11 protein-coding genes are annotated in these 14,181 nt (G+C 61.4%); 4 read left to right on the forward strand and 7 right to left on the reverse strand.

Annotation, left to right across the window (positions count from 1 at the left end; genetic code table 11):
- Window positions 1–66 precede the first annotated feature (66 nt).
- Both fadA and fadB read right to left on the reverse strand, forming a co-directional pair.
- Entirely contained in the window at window positions 67–1,242 is a 1,176-nt protein-coding gene (fadA, locus tag AAEQ75_RS00365; protein WP_099526452.1) for an acetyl-CoA C-acyltransferase FadA, read from the reverse strand.
- A gap of 30 nt (window positions 1,243–1,272) precedes the next feature.
- Entirely contained in the window at window positions 1,273–3,420 is a 2,148-nt protein-coding gene (gene fadB, locus AAEQ75_RS00370; RefSeq protein ID WP_343350532.1) for a fatty acid oxidation complex subunit alpha FadB, read from the reverse strand.
- 468 nt (window positions 3,421–3,888) lie between these two features.
- Here fadB and AAEQ75_RS00375 point away from each other — a divergent pair, with 468 nt between their 5' ends.
- Together AAEQ75_RS00375 and AAEQ75_RS00380 are read left to right on the forward strand one after the other, a co-directional pair.
- Window positions 3,889–4,710 carry a hypothetical protein gene (locus tag AAEQ75_RS00375; RefSeq protein WP_343350533.1) on the forward strand — a complete coding sequence of 274 codons (822 nt, stop codon included), beginning with the start codon at window positions 3,889–3,891 and terminating at the stop codon, window positions 4,708–4,710.
- Between the two features lie 149 nt (window positions 4,711–4,859).
- Window positions 4,860–5,309, forward strand: coding sequence for a universal stress protein (locus tag AAEQ75_RS00380; RefSeq protein WP_017361528.1), 450 nt, complete (start codon window positions 4,860–4,862; stop codon window positions 5,307–5,309).
- An 81-nt stretch (window positions 5,310–5,390) separates the two neighbouring features.
- On the opposite strand, the gene AAEQ75_RS00385 is transcribed toward AAEQ75_RS00380, so the two are convergent.
- Together AAEQ75_RS00385 and AAEQ75_RS00390 are read right to left on the reverse strand one after the other, a co-directional pair.
- Window positions 5,391–6,077 carry a DUF6901 family protein gene (locus AAEQ75_RS00385; RefSeq protein ID WP_099526455.1) on the reverse strand — a complete coding sequence of 229 codons (687 nt, stop codon included), beginning with the start codon at window positions 6,075–6,077 and terminating at the stop codon, window positions 5,391–5,393.
- Window positions 6,078–6,095: 18 nt separating this feature from the next.
- Window positions 6,096–8,021, reverse strand: coding sequence for an ATP-binding cassette domain-containing protein (locus tag AAEQ75_RS00390; protein ID WP_343350535.1), 1,926 nt, complete (start codon window positions 8,019–8,021; stop codon window positions 6,096–6,098).
- A gap of 239 nt (window positions 8,022–8,260) precedes the next feature.
- On the opposite strand from AAEQ75_RS00390, the gene AAEQ75_RS00395 reads away from it, so the two are divergent.
- Entirely contained in the window at window positions 8,261–10,192 is a 1,932-nt protein-coding gene (locus AAEQ75_RS00395) for a transglycosylase SLT domain-containing protein (RefSeq protein WP_343350536.1), read from the forward strand.
- A gap of 139 nt (window positions 10,193–10,331) precedes the next feature.
- Here the strand turns inward: AAEQ75_RS00395 and AAEQ75_RS00400 are convergent, their stop codons facing one another.
- From AAEQ75_RS00400 to yegS, 3 genes are all read right to left on the reverse strand, one after another.
- Window positions 10,332–11,138 carry an MOSC domain-containing protein gene (locus tag AAEQ75_RS00400; protein ID WP_343350537.1) on the reverse strand — a complete coding sequence of 269 codons (807 nt, stop codon included), beginning with the start codon at window positions 11,136–11,138 and terminating at the stop codon, window positions 10,332–10,334.
- 151 nt (window positions 11,139–11,289) lie between these two features.
- Window positions 11,290–12,222 (reverse strand): chemotaxis protein CheV, encoded by a 933-nt coding sequence (locus AAEQ75_RS00405; protein WP_343350538.1) that lies wholly within the window; start codon window positions 12,220–12,222, stop codon window positions 11,290–11,292.
- Window positions 12,223–12,314: 92 nt separating this feature from the next.
- Window positions 12,315–13,232 carry a lipid kinase YegS gene (gene yegS / locus AAEQ75_RS00410; protein WP_343350539.1) on the reverse strand — a complete coding sequence of 306 codons (918 nt, stop codon included), beginning with the start codon at window positions 13,230–13,232 and terminating at the stop codon, window positions 12,315–12,317.
- 176 nt (window positions 13,233–13,408) lie between these two features.
- On the opposite strand from yegS, the gene AAEQ75_RS00415 reads away from it, so the two are divergent.
- On the forward strand, window positions 13,409–14,107 hold the full coding sequence (locus AAEQ75_RS00415) for a pirin family protein (RefSeq protein ID WP_099526460.1): 699 nt from the start codon (window positions 13,409–13,411) through the stop codon (window positions 14,105–14,107).
- Window positions 14,108–14,181 lie beyond the last annotated feature (74 nt).

Raw genomic sequence — 14,181 nt, forward strand, 5'->3', positions numbered from 1 at the left:
TCCCGAAATAAAAAGCCGTAAAAAGCAAAACCGGGGCACTAGGCCCCGGTTTCTGTCCGCTGACGCTTAAACGCGCTCGAAGACGGTGGTGATGCCTTGGCCAAGGCCCACACACATGGTGGAGACACCAAAGGTGCCGCCGTTCTGTTTCATGACGTTGAGCAGGGTACCGGAGATACGGGCACCGGAACAACCGAAGGGGTGACCCAGGGCGATCGCGCCGCCGTGCAGGTTGACCTTCTCTTCCATCTTGTCGAGCAGCTTCAGGTCCTTCAGCACAGGCAGGGCCTGAGCGGCGAAGGCTTCGTTAAGCTCGACGAAGTCGATGTCAGCCATGCTCAGGCCAGCGCGCTTGAGCGCCTTCTGCGTGGACGGCACCGGACCGTAGCCCATGATCGCCGGATCGACACCGGCAACGGCCATGGCGCGAACCACGGCCATCGGCTGGATGCCCAGATCCTGAGCACGCTGGGCGCTCATGACGATCATGCAGGAAGCGCCGTCGGTGATCTGCGAGGAAGTCCCTGCAGTCACGGTGCCGCCTTTCGGGTTGAAGGCAGGCTTCAGCGCAGCCAGGCTTTCAAGGGTGGTTTCCGGACGAATGGTTTCGTCGAAATCGAACATCTTCAGGAAACCATTCTCGTCGTAGCCTTGCATCGGGATGATTTCATCCTTGAACTTGCCTTCGACGGTGGCCTTGTGCGCCAGACGGTGCGAACGCTCACCGAAGGCGTCCTGCTGCTCACGGCTGATGCCATGCATCTTGCCCAGCATTTCAGCGGTCAGACCCATCATGCCGGACGCTTTGGCGGCATACAGCGACAGGTGCGGGTTCGGGTCGACGCCATGCATCATGCCGACGTGGCCCATGTGCTCCACACCGCCAACGACGAATACATCGCCGTTACCGGTCTGGATCGCCTGCACGGCAGTGTGCAGGGCGCTCATGGACGAACCGCACAGGCGGCTGACGGTCTGGCCGGCGCTGGTGTGCGGGATCTGGGTCATCAGCGACGCCATGCGCGCGATGTTCCAACCCTGCTCCAGGGTCTGGTTGACGCAGCCCCAGATCACGTCCTCGACCTCGGCCGGATCGACCTTGGCATTACGCTCCAGCAGCTTGCTGATCAGGTGCGCGGACATGGTCTCGGCGCGGGTGTTGCGGTGCATGCCGCCCTTGGAACGACCCATCGGGGTACGACCGAAGTCGACGATCACTGCATCTCTAGGATTCAGGCTCATATTTCTACTCTCGCTCTGTTCGCTGCACGGTTAACCGAAGAACTTCTGGCCCTTGGCGGCCATTTCGCGAAGTTTTGCGGTCGGGTGGTACAGGGCGCCCAGCTCGGCATATTTGTCAGCCAGGGCGACGAATTCAGCAACACCGATGGAATCGATGTAGCGCAGCGCACCGCCACGGAAGGGAGGGAAGCCGATACCGTAGATCAGGCCCATGTCGGCCTCGGCTGCGGTGTCGACGATGCCGTCTTCCAGGCAACGAACGGTTTCCATGCACAGCGGGATCATCATGAAATTAATGATGTCCTCGTCGGTGACTTCACGCTCTTCGACCACGATGGACTTGAGCAGCTCGTAAGCAGCCGGGTCAGTGACCTTCTTCGGCTTACCGCGCTTGTCGGTTTCGTAGGCGTAGAAGCCTTTGCCATTCTTCTGGCCCAGGCGGTTGGCTTCGTACATCACGTCGACGGCGGTCTTGCCTTCGACAGCCATGCGATCCGGGAAGCCTTCGGCCATCACGTCACGGCCGTGGTGGCCGGTGTCGATGCCGACCACGTCGGACAGATAAGCCGGGCCCATGGGCCAGCCGAACTTCTCCATCACCTTGTCGATACGCACGAAGTCGACGCCGAAGCCCAGCAGCTTGGAGAAGCCGCCGAAGTACGGGAACAGCACACGGTTGACCAGGAAGCCCGGGCAGTCGTTGACCACGATCGGGTTCTTGCCCATTTTCTTGGCGTAGGCAACGGTGGTGGCAACGGCCACTTCGCTGGACTTCTCGCCACGGATGACTTCCACAAGCGGCATCATGTGCACCGGGTTGAAGAAGTGCATGCCGACGAAGTTTTCCGGACGCTTGAGCGCCTGGGCCAACAGGCTGATGGAGATGGTCGAGGTGTTGGAGGCCAGGATGGCGTCTTCACGCACCACGCCTTCCACTTCTGCCAGCACGATCTGCTTGACCTTGGGGTTCTCGACCACGGCTTCGACGACGATGTCGACGTTGCCGAAATCACCGTAGGACATGGTCGGACGGATGGCGTTGAGGGCTTCGGCCATCTTCGCAGGGGTCATACGGCCCTTCTCGACGCGCTTGCCGAGCAGCTTGGAAGCCTCGTTCAAGCCCATCTGAATACCCTCTTCACGGATATCCTTCATCAGGATCGGCGTACCTTTGGAAGCCGACTGGTAGGCGATACCACCACCCATGATGCCGGCGCCGAGTACGGCAGCCAGTTTCACGTCACGCGCGATTTCGTCGTGGTGCTTGGCTTTCTTTTTCAGCTCCTGATCGTTCAGGAACAGGCCGATCAGGCTCTCGGCAACCGAGGTCTTGGCCAGTTTGACGAAGCCGGCAGCTTCAACTTCCAGGGCCTTGTCACGGCCGAAGTTGGCGGCTTTCTGAATGGTCTTGATCGCCTCGACCGGAGCCGGGTAGTTCGGGCCGGCCTGGCCAGCAACGAAGCCCTTGGCGGTCTCGAAGCACATCATCTGCTCGATGGCGTTGAGCTTGAGCTTTTCCAGCTTGGGCTGGCGCTTGGCCTTGTAGTCCAGCTCACCGGAGATGGCGCGCTTGACCAGATCCAGAGCGGCGGCCTGCAGCTTGTCTGCACTGACCACAGCATCGACGGCGCCCACTTTCAGGGCGTCTTCGGCGCGGCTTTCCTTGCCCGATGCAATCCACTCGACGGCGTTGTCGGTACCGATCACGCGCGGCAGACGCACGGTGCCGCCGAAGCCTGGGTAGATGCCCAGTTTGACTTCTGGCAGGCCGATCTTGGCGCTATCGCTCATGACACGGTAGTCACCGGCCAGGCACATCTCGAAACCGCCACCCAGGGCGATGCCGTTGATGGCGACGACGGTCGGCACGGCGAGGTCTTCGAAATCACTGAAGATCTTGTTGGCTTCCAGGTTGCCAGCCACCAGTTCTTCGTCGGGCAGTTTGAAGTTGTCGACGAATTCGGTGATATCGGCACCGACGATGAACACGTCTTTGCCACTGGTGACAATCACGCCCTTGATCGAACCGTCAGCCTTGATCGCGTCGACGGAGGCGCGCAGCTCATTGAGGGTAAGACGGTTGAATTTGTTGACGGACTCACCCTTGAGGTCGAACTTCAATTCGACGATGCCACTCTCAAGAGCCTTAACCGTGATGGCTTTACCTTCGTAAATCATCAACTGATCTCCACGGTATGGAAGCTGAACAGTACACATCGGAGCCAACCGGCAGGCTAGCCTGCGGCAGCGCCGCACGAGCATAGCCCCAATCGGTACGACACACCCACCGACGCGATATTCGGGCTGTAATGGCGCGCCTAACAAGGCAAACGCTCAATTCATACGCCCGTTTGATTTGGGTGTGCACACCATCAGGGAAAACCCTGCGCTTGTCAATTGGCCTCTTTTCGTCGATTTCCCGACGATTTCTGCAGGCCTGGTCATTCGTGGCCTCCAGCCGGTTTCGATAAACAGCGTCAATAATGCACTATTGCGAGCGTTTTCCTGCTTGATACGGGCACTCCCGGATGCCTAGCCAAATCGCTACGCTCCGGGTACAGTCGTCTCACTTTCAGCTGGCACAGCGCCACCTGAAGGCAATACAAAAACAAATCGAGCCCCACGATGGGCCACACGGAGTCGCCAATGTCGAGCCGCCGTTCGCTTGCATTTCCCCTGAGCGCCCTGCTCGTTTTTCTCTTTACGCTGCTCTCCCCGCCCCTGCTCAGCGCCGCACCGGCCGATGATCTACTGCACTTGCACCAGTTGCGCCTGGCAACGCAAAAAAGCCTGGGCGACTTCTACATGTACAACGGCATGGAAGGTGATCAACGCTACGCGCGGATGATTGGCGAATCCCTGCAGGCAGGCCAAGCGCACCTGGACGGCCTGGGCGAAATGCCCGGGGATGCGAGCAAGGCGCTGCGCGCGCAACTGCAAACCAATTGGCAAAGTTATCGCAGCGGGCTCCAGACACTGATGGACGCCATGCGCAGCAAGGGCTTCACTGACCTGCAACCCGTCGCCGATCTGGCCGAGAACAACCAACACATCATGGCCATTAGTCAGGAGCTGTATCAGAAGATTCAGCAAGAAAGCGGTTTCAGCGTACCGCAGCTGACGCAGAAGAGCCGTGAGCAAAGCCTGCTGATGCAGAATATCGCGCTGGACTATGCTTCACGCAGTGCCTCGGTCGGCGCCAGCTTCTTCGGGGGCGGCGAAGAACGCGCCATCGATGAGCTGGCAGGCGAATTCGCCAGCAAGTTGGACAATCTCAGCACCGCCCAGCAGAACACTCCGGAGATCAGCGCAGCGCTGAACTCCATCGGCACCAAATGGCGTTACATCGAGAAATCCCTACGTAATTACAACGAAAACACCGTACCTTTCCTGATCAGCAAGTATTCCGACAGCATCATCGAAGGCCTGGAAGGTGTTGCGGCCCAGTACGCTGCCTCCCAGCATTGATGCCCCAGATTTCCGGCCTGCCTGGCCCAACCATTGCCCGGTGCTCGCACCGGGCTTTTCTTTGCCTTATTTAACGACCAGTCGCCCTGCCCCACACAATGGGGCCATACTTGATACAGAGCCATTTGCCCCCTTGAGGAGAACTCACCATGCCCTACCAGCACATTCTGGTCGCCGTCGACCTGACCGAGGAATGCGACCCTGTAGTGGTACGCGCGCAGAAACTGGCGCAGGCCAGTGGCGCCAAGATGTCCTTGGTGCATATCGTCGAACCGATGGCCATGGCCTTTGGTGGTGACGTGCCGATGGACCTGTCGATGCTGCAGCAACAGCAGTTCGAGCAGGCCCGCGAGCGCCTGGACAGCTTCACCGGCAAGTATCCCGAACTGACCGCGGACCAGCGCCACCTGGCTTATGGCCAACCGCGCCAGGAAATTCACCGCCTGGCTGAAGAACAGGGTTGCGATCTGATCGTGGTTGGCAGCCATGGCCGCCACGGCCTGGCGCTGCTGCTGGGTTCCACAGCTAATGACGTGCTGCATGGCGCGCCCTGCGATGTGCTCGCAGTGCGCCTGAAGAAAGGCGAAAAAGGCGCTTGAGATCGCGTCGCGGCTAAAGCCCCTCCCACACAGTAGCTGCCCCGTGGGAGGCGCTTCAGCGGCGAGCTTGTTGGCTTCGGACTACTCGAACGATTCGCCCGCGCTCATGACCAGCGGGCGAATCTTCTGCAGCTGGGTTTCCAGCGACACCGTCATGCTCGATGACATCGAGAAGAAGGTCAGGAAAGCCTTGAGGTTGGAGTCGCCTTCACAGGTGTCGTGAATACGCTGCCAGAAGGCCTGGTTGACCAGTTTCAGTTGCTGGAACAGGCGCACCAGCCCCTTCAGCTCCCAATCGGCCAGACGCCCCTCGCGCATATTGAAGTACTGCCGTGACAGGTACAGCGATACCGCACGCAGGATGAATTCCTGATTATTGGCAAACGGCAGATGGTGCTGCGCCATGGGTTTCAGGCGCGCCAGCACTGGGCAGGCGCTGGTGGCCATGATCACGCCTAGCAACGCACGCAGCCCCTCTTCCAAGCCGACATGCTTGGTGTACTCACGCTCCGGCGTGCGTACCCAGACGCTGGCTTTTTTAAATGCCGGCAGGCCACGAAAATCCTCGATCACCCGATGCAGATCGACCGCAGCCGGACAATGGCTGAACTGGTCGCGACTCAGTGGGCAATTGCTGCACTGCTGATGTTCAAGGCGCGTCCAGGCGGGAGCCTGTTGCGCCTGAATGGGGTCATACTCGCGATTCAGCTCGATCCGGTAGCTGAACTGATGATTGTCGTCGAGAGTAATGCGGTACTCGATGGCCATTGCCCGCTCGTTCCTTCGTCAGCCTTCCAGCTCTGCCCAGCGCTCGAGCAACGCGTCCATTTCCGTCTGCAAGCGCTCGAGACGCGCCAATACTTCCGTGGTGATCTGCGCCGGCTGCTGATAGAAGGCAGGGTCGGATACCTGCTCCTGTACCGCAGCCATTTCCTGCTCCAGAGCATCGATCTGCCCGGGAATCGCTTCCAGCTCGCGCTGCAGCTTGTAGCTTAGTTTCTTCTTCGCAGGCTCTGCGCTCTCTTGAGCGGGAGTCACTGCAGCCGGGGTCGGCGCTTCGACGATGGCCGTGGCCAGCTCGGCCTTGCCGGACTTGCTTTCACCCACGCCGAGCAAACGCGGCGAGCCGCCCTGGCGCAGCCAATCCTGATAGCCACCCACGTACTCGCGCACCTTGCCTTCACCCTCGAATACCAGGGTGCTGGTCACGACGTTATCGAGGAAAGCACGGTCGTGGCTGACCATCAGCACGGTGCCTGGGAAGTTGAGCAGCACTTCTTCGAGCAGTTCCAGGGTTTCTACGTCCAGATCGTTGGTCGGTTCGTCCAGCACCAAGAGGTTGGCCGGCTTGCTGAACAACTTGGCGAGCAACAGTCGTGCCCGTTCGCCACCCGATAGCGCTTTGACAGGGGTACGAGCACGTTGCGGACTGAACAGGAAGTCGCCCAGATAGCTCAGCACATGGCGGTTCTGGCCATCGATAGTGATGAAGTCACGACCCTCGGCGACGTTGTCGATCACCGTCTTTTCCGGTTCGAGCTGGTGACGTAATTGGTCGAAATACGCCACTTCCAGTTTGGTGCCGACCTCGATGCTACCGCTGGACGGCTGCAGATCACCGAGCAGCAGCTTGAGCAGGGTCGTCTTGCCGGTACCGTTGGCGCCAAGCAGACCGATACGGTCACCGCGCTGCAGGACCATGGAGAAATCCTTGACCAGGAAGGGACCGCCGGCGTGAGCGAAGCTGACGTTCTCCGCCACCATCACCTGCTTGCCGGACTTGTCCGCCGTATCGAGCTGGATATTCGCCTTGCCCTGGCGTTCGCGGCGCTCGCTACGTTCCGCACGCATCGCCTTGAGCGCGCGCACGCGCCCCTCGTTACGGGTACGGCGGGCCTTGATGCCCTGGCGAATCCACACTTCCTCCTGGGCCAGGCGCTTGTCGAACAGCGCGTTGGCGGTTTCCTCGGCAGCCAGTTGCTGCTCCTTGTGCACCAGGAAGCTGGCGTAGTCGCCGTTCCAGTCGATCAGGCCACCACGATCCAGTTCGAGGATGCGCGTAGCCAGGTTCTGCAGGAAGGAGCGGTCGTGGGTAATGAACAGCACGGCGCCGCCAAAGTCTTTCAGCGCATCTTCCAGCCAGGCGATGGCGCCGATGTCCAGGTGGTTGGTGGGCTCGTCGAGCAGCAGCAGATCCGGCTCGGACACCAACGCCTGCGCCAGCAGCACGCGACGGCGCCAGCCGCCGGAGAGCTCGGCCAGGGTCTTGTCCGCCGGCAGTTGCAGGCGGCTCAGGGTGCTGTCGACCAGCTGCTGCAGGCGCCAGCCATCTTTGGCTTCCAGCTCCTGCTGCACGTGCATCAGTTGCTCGAGGTCGTCATCGCCATGGATGTTCTGCGCCAGGTGGTGATAACGCGCCAGCAGCTCGCCAACACCCGCCAGGCCTTCGGCGACCACATCGAACACCGTGCGCTCGTCGGCGCGCGGCAGTTCCTGCGGCAGCTCGCCAATCTTCAGCCCCGGTGCACGCCAGATCTCGCCGTCATCCGGCATCTGGTCGCCCTTGACCAGGCGCAGCATGCTCGATTTGCCAGTGCCATTACGGCCAATGATGCACACCCGCTCACCCCGCGCGATCTGCCAGGACACTCCGTCAAGCAGGGGCATGGCGCCATAGGCGAGGGATACGTCGGCAAACTTGAGCAGGGTCATGGGCATCTCCAGAAACAGGCGGCGCATTCTACCCGAGTTACAGGTTGGCTGTGGCCGTTTCCACCCCAGCAGCGGGCACCTCGGCAAAGCACTCGCAATAGCACTGCGCCATGCATTTTTTCTGCATGTGTCCATCTGGCGCGACGGCATTCACCGCGCCCCGCTGAAGCGCTAAGCTAAGGGTATGCAACGATATGGAACCTGTTGCCCCCACTCTCTGCTTGCCCCCTGGAAATGCCATGCGCGGTCGCCTTCTTTCTGTAGTTTCCTGCCTGATTTTCACCACTACTGCTGGCCTGGCCAGTGCCGAAGCCGCCAACCTGGCGCAGCAGCGCCAGTACTACGATGAAGCCAAGCGCGCCCTGGCCAAGGGCGACAGCGGCCCCTATCGCCAGTACGCCAGCGCCCTGCGCGACTACCCGCTGACGCCATATCTGGCCTATGACGAACTGACCAACCGTCTGCGATCAGCGAGCAATGCGGAAATAGAAAAGTTTCTCGCCGAACATGGTGACCTGCCTCAGGCCAGCTGGATGAAGCTGCGCTGGCTGCGCGCGCTGGCCGAGCGTGGTGACTGGAAGCCCTTCCTCGATCACTACGATGCCAAGCTCAACTTCACTGAGCTGGATTGCCTGTATGGCCAGTACCAGCTCAGCCACGGCCTGACTGCCGAAGGCAACGCTACCGCCGAGAAGCTCTGGCTGGTGGGCAAATCCCAGCCCAACGCCTGTGATCCCCTGTTCGAACGCTGGGCCGCCAATGGCCAGCTCACCGAACAGCGCCGCTGGCAGCGCACCAAACTGGCGGTGGAAAGCGGCAACTACGGCTTGGCCAACTTCCTGATCAAGGGCATGCCAACGCTTGGCGAGCGCGGCAAGCTGATGGTCGAGGTCGCACAGAAACCGCAACTGCTAAAAAACACCGCGCGTTTCGCTCCAGCCGATGACGCCATGAGCGATGTGGTCGGCCTCGGCCTGCGCCGCCTGGCCCGGCAGAACCCCGAAGACGCCCTGGCCCTGCTCGACGGCTACGCCCAGCGCATGAAGTTCTCCTCGGACGAACAGGTCGCCATCGCCCGCCAGATCGGTCTGCGCCTGGCACAACGCTTCGACCTGCGCGGCCTGCAAGTCATGGCCAAGTACGACCCGCAACTGCGTGACAACACCGTCAGCGAATGGCGCGCGCGCCTGCTGCTGCGTCACGGCCGCTGGGAAGAGGCCTATCAGTTGACGCAGAAGATGCCGTCCGATCTGGCCAGCATCAACCGCTGGCGCTACTGGAATGCGCGCAGCCTGCAACTCGCGCAACCCAACAGCCAGCAACCGGCGGCGCTGTTCCAGGCCCTGGCCAAGGAGCGTGATTTCTACGGTTTCATGGCAGCGGATCAGGTCAAAGCGCCTTACGCCTTGAACAACCAGCCGCTGGCGCTCGATCCCAAGGTCGTACAGAAAGTCCGTAACACCGCCGGCATCAAGCGCGCCATGGAGTTCCACGCACGCGGCCAGATCGTCGATGGTCGCCGCGAGTGGTATCACGTCAGCCGCCTGTTCAGCCGCGATGAACTGGTGGCCCAGGCGCGCCTGGCCTACGAAATGGAGTGGTACTTCCCGGCCATCCGCACCATCAGCCAGGCCCAGTACTGGGACGACCTGGAAGTGCGCTTCCCCATGGCCCATCGCGACGAATTGGTCCGTGAAGCCAGGCGCCGTGATCTGCACTCGAGCTGGGTGTTCGCCATCACCCGCCAGGAGAGTGCCTTCATGGCCGATGCCCGCTCCCACGCAGGCGCCATGGGCCTGATGCAACTGATGCCGGGCACTGCCAAGGAAACCGCACGCAAGTTCGGCATCCCCCTGGCGTCGCCGCAACAGGCGCTCAACCCTGACACCAACATCCAGTTGGGCGCCGCCTATCTGAGTCAGGTATATGGTCAGTTCAATGGCAACCGCGTACTCGCCTCGGCCGCCTACAACGCCGGGCCCGGCCGCGTACGCCAGTGGCTGCGCGGCGCCAATCACCTCAGTTATGACGTCTGGGTGGAGAACATCCCGTTCGACGAGACCCGCCAGTACGTGCAGAACGTGCTGTCCTACTCGGTGATCTACGGCCAGAAGCTCAACGCACCGCACCCGCTGGTGGCGTGGAACGAGCGCTTCTTTGAGGATCAGTAAAACAAAAGCCCCGATCGGACTGGGTGTCTGATCGGGGCTCGCTGCTCCATACGCCTGGGCCGGACCGCGCTTCGGTTCAGTGCCGCGTGAGCCTCAGCCCAGCGACCGTACGCAGATCACGTGGCGCGCATGGCGCACCCTACTCCAGAATTTCAACCGGCATACCGATCTGTAGCTCACCCACACCTCGTGGCAACAGGTTCTGCCCGAAGAACACGTCACCGTCGCGTTCCCGATAGGTCTTGAGCGTGGCCAGCGGCTCACGCTGGGCGTTGCGCTCGCCGGTCTGTGGGTCGATGGTGGTGAGGATACAGCGCGAGCAGCCCTTGGCCACGTCGAACTCCACCTCGCCAATGCGGATGCGCTTCCAGCTGTCTTCGGCGTAAGGCTCACTGCCGGTGACGACCAGATTGGGGCGAAAACGCAGCATCGACAGCGATTGCCCGACGCGCTGAGAAAGATCGTCCAGCGACGCCTGGCCGATCAGCAGCAGTGGGAAACCATCGGCAAAGGCCACGCGATCGCCCGGTTGCGCATAGGCGGTATCGACTTGGCGTGTGCGGCCTTCCGGCACCTGCACCAGGCGACAAGACTTACCCAGCATATCGCTGAGCCAGGCAGCCGCTGCATCGCCCGCATCCGGCACGCGCAGGCTGTCACGCCAGACGATGACGCCACGCAGGTCCTGCTCGGGATCGGGCAACGCCACGGACAGATCCTCACGCCCCGGTGAACTCAGAGTCAGCCCACCGCGCGCATCGCACAGAGCGCTCAGCTGACTCATCTGCGGTAGCAGGCGTTGGGTGATGAAGCGGCCGTTGTCGGCATCGACCAGCATCCAACGCCGATCCCCCTGCAGGCCGAGACCGTCAACCGCACTGCGCTGCAGCACTTCGCCGCGGCCGGACTTGAGCGGATAACGGTATAGCCCCGAGAGACTCAGCATGCGTCAGGTTCCTGTTGGCAAAACGCCGCTATACGAGGTGACGGCGACGCTCACAAGCAACAAAACTCGGGAAATTATGCAGATCAGTAACGCTCGCTCGGTCACCAGCGGCCATCGACGCGCGGCGGGTTGCACCCGCCCTCCAGCGACTTTAGCTGGGCTCGTCCAACTCGAGGCGTTGACGTACCACGTCGACGAGCTTGTCCGGCTGGAATTTGGAGAGGAAGTTGTCGCAACCGACCTTCTTCACCATCGCCTCGTTGAAGCTGCCGGACAGCGACGTGTGCAGCACGACGTAGAGGTCCTTCAGTCGCGAATCGTTGCGAATCTCGCTGGTCAGGCGGTAGCCGTCCATCTCCGGCATTTCGGCATCGGTGAAGATCATCAGCAGCTTGTCGGTCATCACTTCGCCGCTATCCGCCCACTTCTTCAGCAGGTTCAGGGCTTTCAGACCATCGCCCGCCATGTGCAGGCGCATGCCCAGTTGGGTCAGGGTATCGCGCAGCTGGCTCAGCGCCACGCTGGAGTCGTCCACCAGTAGCACTTCACGACCGCGCGCCTTCTCCAGCAACGGATCGGCAAGTTTCTCTTCGGAGACCTTGGTGCTCATCGGCACGATCTCGGCCAGCACCTTTTCCACGTCGATGACCTCGACGATCTGCTCGTCGACCTTGGTGATCGCAGTCAGGTAATGCTGGCGACCGGCGCCACCGGGCGGCGGCTGGATCGACTCCCAATTGAGGTTGAGGATGCGATCGACGCTGCCGACCAGGAAGGCCTGCACCGAACGGTTGTACTCGGTGACGATGATGGTGCTGCGCTCATCCGGCACCAGCGGGCGCATGCCGATGGCCTGGGACAGATCGATCACCGGCAGGGTCTGTCCGCGCAGGTTGACCACACCGCAAACGAAGCGGTGACGCTGCGGCATCAACGTCAGTTTGGGCATCTGCAGGACTTCCTGCACCTTGAACACGTTGATGGCGAACAACTGCCGACCGGCCAGGCGGAACATGAGAATTTCCAGGCGGTTCTCGCCGACCAGTTGCGTGCGTTGATCTACTGAATCGAGGATGCCAGCCATCATGCGCTCCGAGGTATATAGATTGAGTCTAGTCTGCCGTTCGGGTTATCGGCGAACTGCCGGCATACTGAAGCCTTGCTGGCGCGCCGCCATCATGCCTCAGCCCTAGGCGCCTGACCAGCGAGCAATGGCGAATGTCTGGGTAGATGCAGACGCAGCGCGCCAGGTTGTGCGCTGAAGCGCAAACGCTTGCTTTCCATCGGCTCGCCATCGAGGTTCAAATCCAGCCCTTCCTGCGCCTCCACTTCCAGCCAGGGCAGCCGCGCGCTGACCGCGACGCTCTGCACACCATGCATCCCGCCCGAGAGCAATGTGCCCAGGGTGCTCACCACATCCTGCGCCGCCGGCACGATACAGACGTCCAGCAGGCCGTCGTCAATGGTCGCCTCTGGACAGAGCAGATGACCGCCACCGGCCTGGCGCCCGTTGCCGATGCCCAATGCCAGAAATTCGCCCTGCCACTCGAAATCCGGCCCGTGAAACCGACCGGCGGCCGCGCGCACTTCGGAAAAGCGGCTGAGCCCGGTGAGCAGATAGGCGGCGCCACCCAGGACTTTCTTGAGTTCCTCCGGCGTGTTGGCGGTGACGTTGGAGCCGAAACCGCCCGTGGCCATATTAAGGAAAGCGCGTTCACCGGCCATGCCCACGTCAACGGCCACCGGCTCGACCTCCAGCAGTGCCAGCGCGGCAGCCGGCGTCAGCGGTATGCCAGCAGCGTGGGCGAAATCATTGGCCGTGCCCAGCGGCAGCAGAGCCAGGCTCGCATCGCCCTGCGCCTTGACCAGCGCTTCGACCACATCACGCAGGGTGCCATCACCGCCACCGGCAATCAGCGTCGGGTAACCAGCAGCCAGCCCTTCCTCGACCAGCCGCTCGGCGTCCCCGCCTTCCCAGGTCAGGCGCACGGCCAAATCCCAGCCACGCTCACGCAGGCCGCTCACGGCCGTCCTCACCTCTTCGTTCAACGCCTGCTTGCCATGCAGGATCAACCAGGCTTTGCGTTCGCGCATTGCACTGCTCCTTGAAGGAATCAGCGAAAGCCTAGTGCCTGGCCTTCGCGAAAATTAATCAAACTAATAGATATTAAATCCGTAAATATTGCGCTTTTAAATCGATTACACGGAATAGATCATAGCGTCATCGACATTGCACGGGGCTGAACCCATGCACGACTGGAGGATTGACCATGATCGATGTACGTCCGTTCGAACAACTCGGTGGTGCTCATCACGGCTGGCTCAACGCCCGTCACCACTTTTCCTTCGCCGAATACTACGACGCCGAGCGGATGAACTGGGGCCGCCTGCGCGTGTGGAACGACGACGAGATCGCTCCACATTCAGGCTTCCCGCCGCACCCGCACCGCGACATGGAGATCATCACCTACGTTCGCGAAGGTGCCATCAGCCATGAGGACAACCTGGGCAACAAGGGCCGCACCGAGGCTGGCGATGTGCAGGTAATGAGTGCTGGGACCGGTATCGCTCACAGCGAGTACAACCTGGAGGATGAAACCACCAAGATCTTCCAGATCTGGATCCAGCCGAACCAGGCCGGCCTGCCCCCCTCCTGGGGCGCCAAGCCTTTCCCGAAAGGCGACCGCTCGGGCTCGTTCGTCACCCTGGCCAGTGGTTACGAGGAGGATGTCGATGCATTGCGTATCCGCACCGACGCACGCCTGGTGGCCGCCACGGTCAAGGCCGGACAGAGCGCCGAGTACGCCCTGCAGCCGGGTCGCAAAGCCTACCTGGTGGGCGCAACGGGTGCATTCAGCGTCAACGGCGTGAACGTCAAGGCACGTGATGGCGTGGCCATCGCCGATGAAGCGTTGATCCGCATCGAGGCGCAGGAAGACAGCGAGATCGTGCTGGTAGACGTCGCCTGACGGCAGCCTCAAGCGGCAAGTAGAAATAGCGTAGGGCGTACTCGGCTTTGGCTTCCTGCGTCGCTCTACCTCCT

Origin of the sequence: Pseudomonas sediminis (assembly GCF_039555755.1) — a bacterium.
Taxonomy (GTDB): Bacteria; Pseudomonadota; Gammaproteobacteria; order Pseudomonadales; family Pseudomonadaceae; genus Aquipseudomonas; species Aquipseudomonas mendocina_D.

Coding starts and splice junctions, on each gene's coding strand:
- fadA (WP_099526452.1), bottom strand. CDS start 1,242: ATGAGCCTGAATCCTAGAGATGCAGTGATCGTCGACTTCGGTCGTACC.
- fadB (WP_343350532.1), bottom strand. CDS start 3,420: ATGATTTACGAAGGTAAAGCCATCACGGTTAAGGCTCTTGAGAGTGGC.
- AAEQ75_RS00375 (WP_343350533.1), top strand. CDS start 3,889: ATGTCGAGCCGCCGTTCGCTTGCATTTCCCCTGAGCGCCCTGCTCGTT.
- AAEQ75_RS00380 (WP_017361528.1), top strand. CDS start 4,860: ATGCCCTACCAGCACATTCTGGTCGCCGTCGACCTGACCGAGGAATGC.
- AAEQ75_RS00385 (WP_099526455.1), bottom strand. CDS start 6,077: ATGGCCATCGAGTACCGCATTACTCTCGACGACAATCATCAGTTCAGC.
- AAEQ75_RS00390 (WP_343350535.1), bottom strand. CDS start 8,021: ATGACCCTGCTCAAGTTTGCCGACGTATCCCTCGCCTATGGCGCCATG.
- AAEQ75_RS00395 (WP_343350536.1), top strand. CDS start 8,261: ATGCGCGGTCGCCTTCTTTCTGTAGTTTCCTGCCTGATTTTCACCACT.
- AAEQ75_RS00400 (WP_343350537.1), bottom strand. CDS start 11,138: ATGCTGAGTCTCTCGGGGCTATACCGTTATCCGCTCAAGTCCGGCCGC.
- AAEQ75_RS00405 (WP_343350538.1), bottom strand. CDS start 12,222: ATGGCTGGCATCCTCGATTCAGTAGATCAACGCACGCAACTGGTCGGC.
- yegS (WP_343350539.1), bottom strand. CDS start 13,232: ATGCGCGAACGCAAAGCCTGGTTGATCCTGCATGGCAAGCAGGCGTTG.
- AAEQ75_RS00415 (WP_099526460.1), top strand. CDS start 13,409: ATGATCGATGTACGTCCGTTCGAACAACTCGGTGGTGCTCATCACGGC.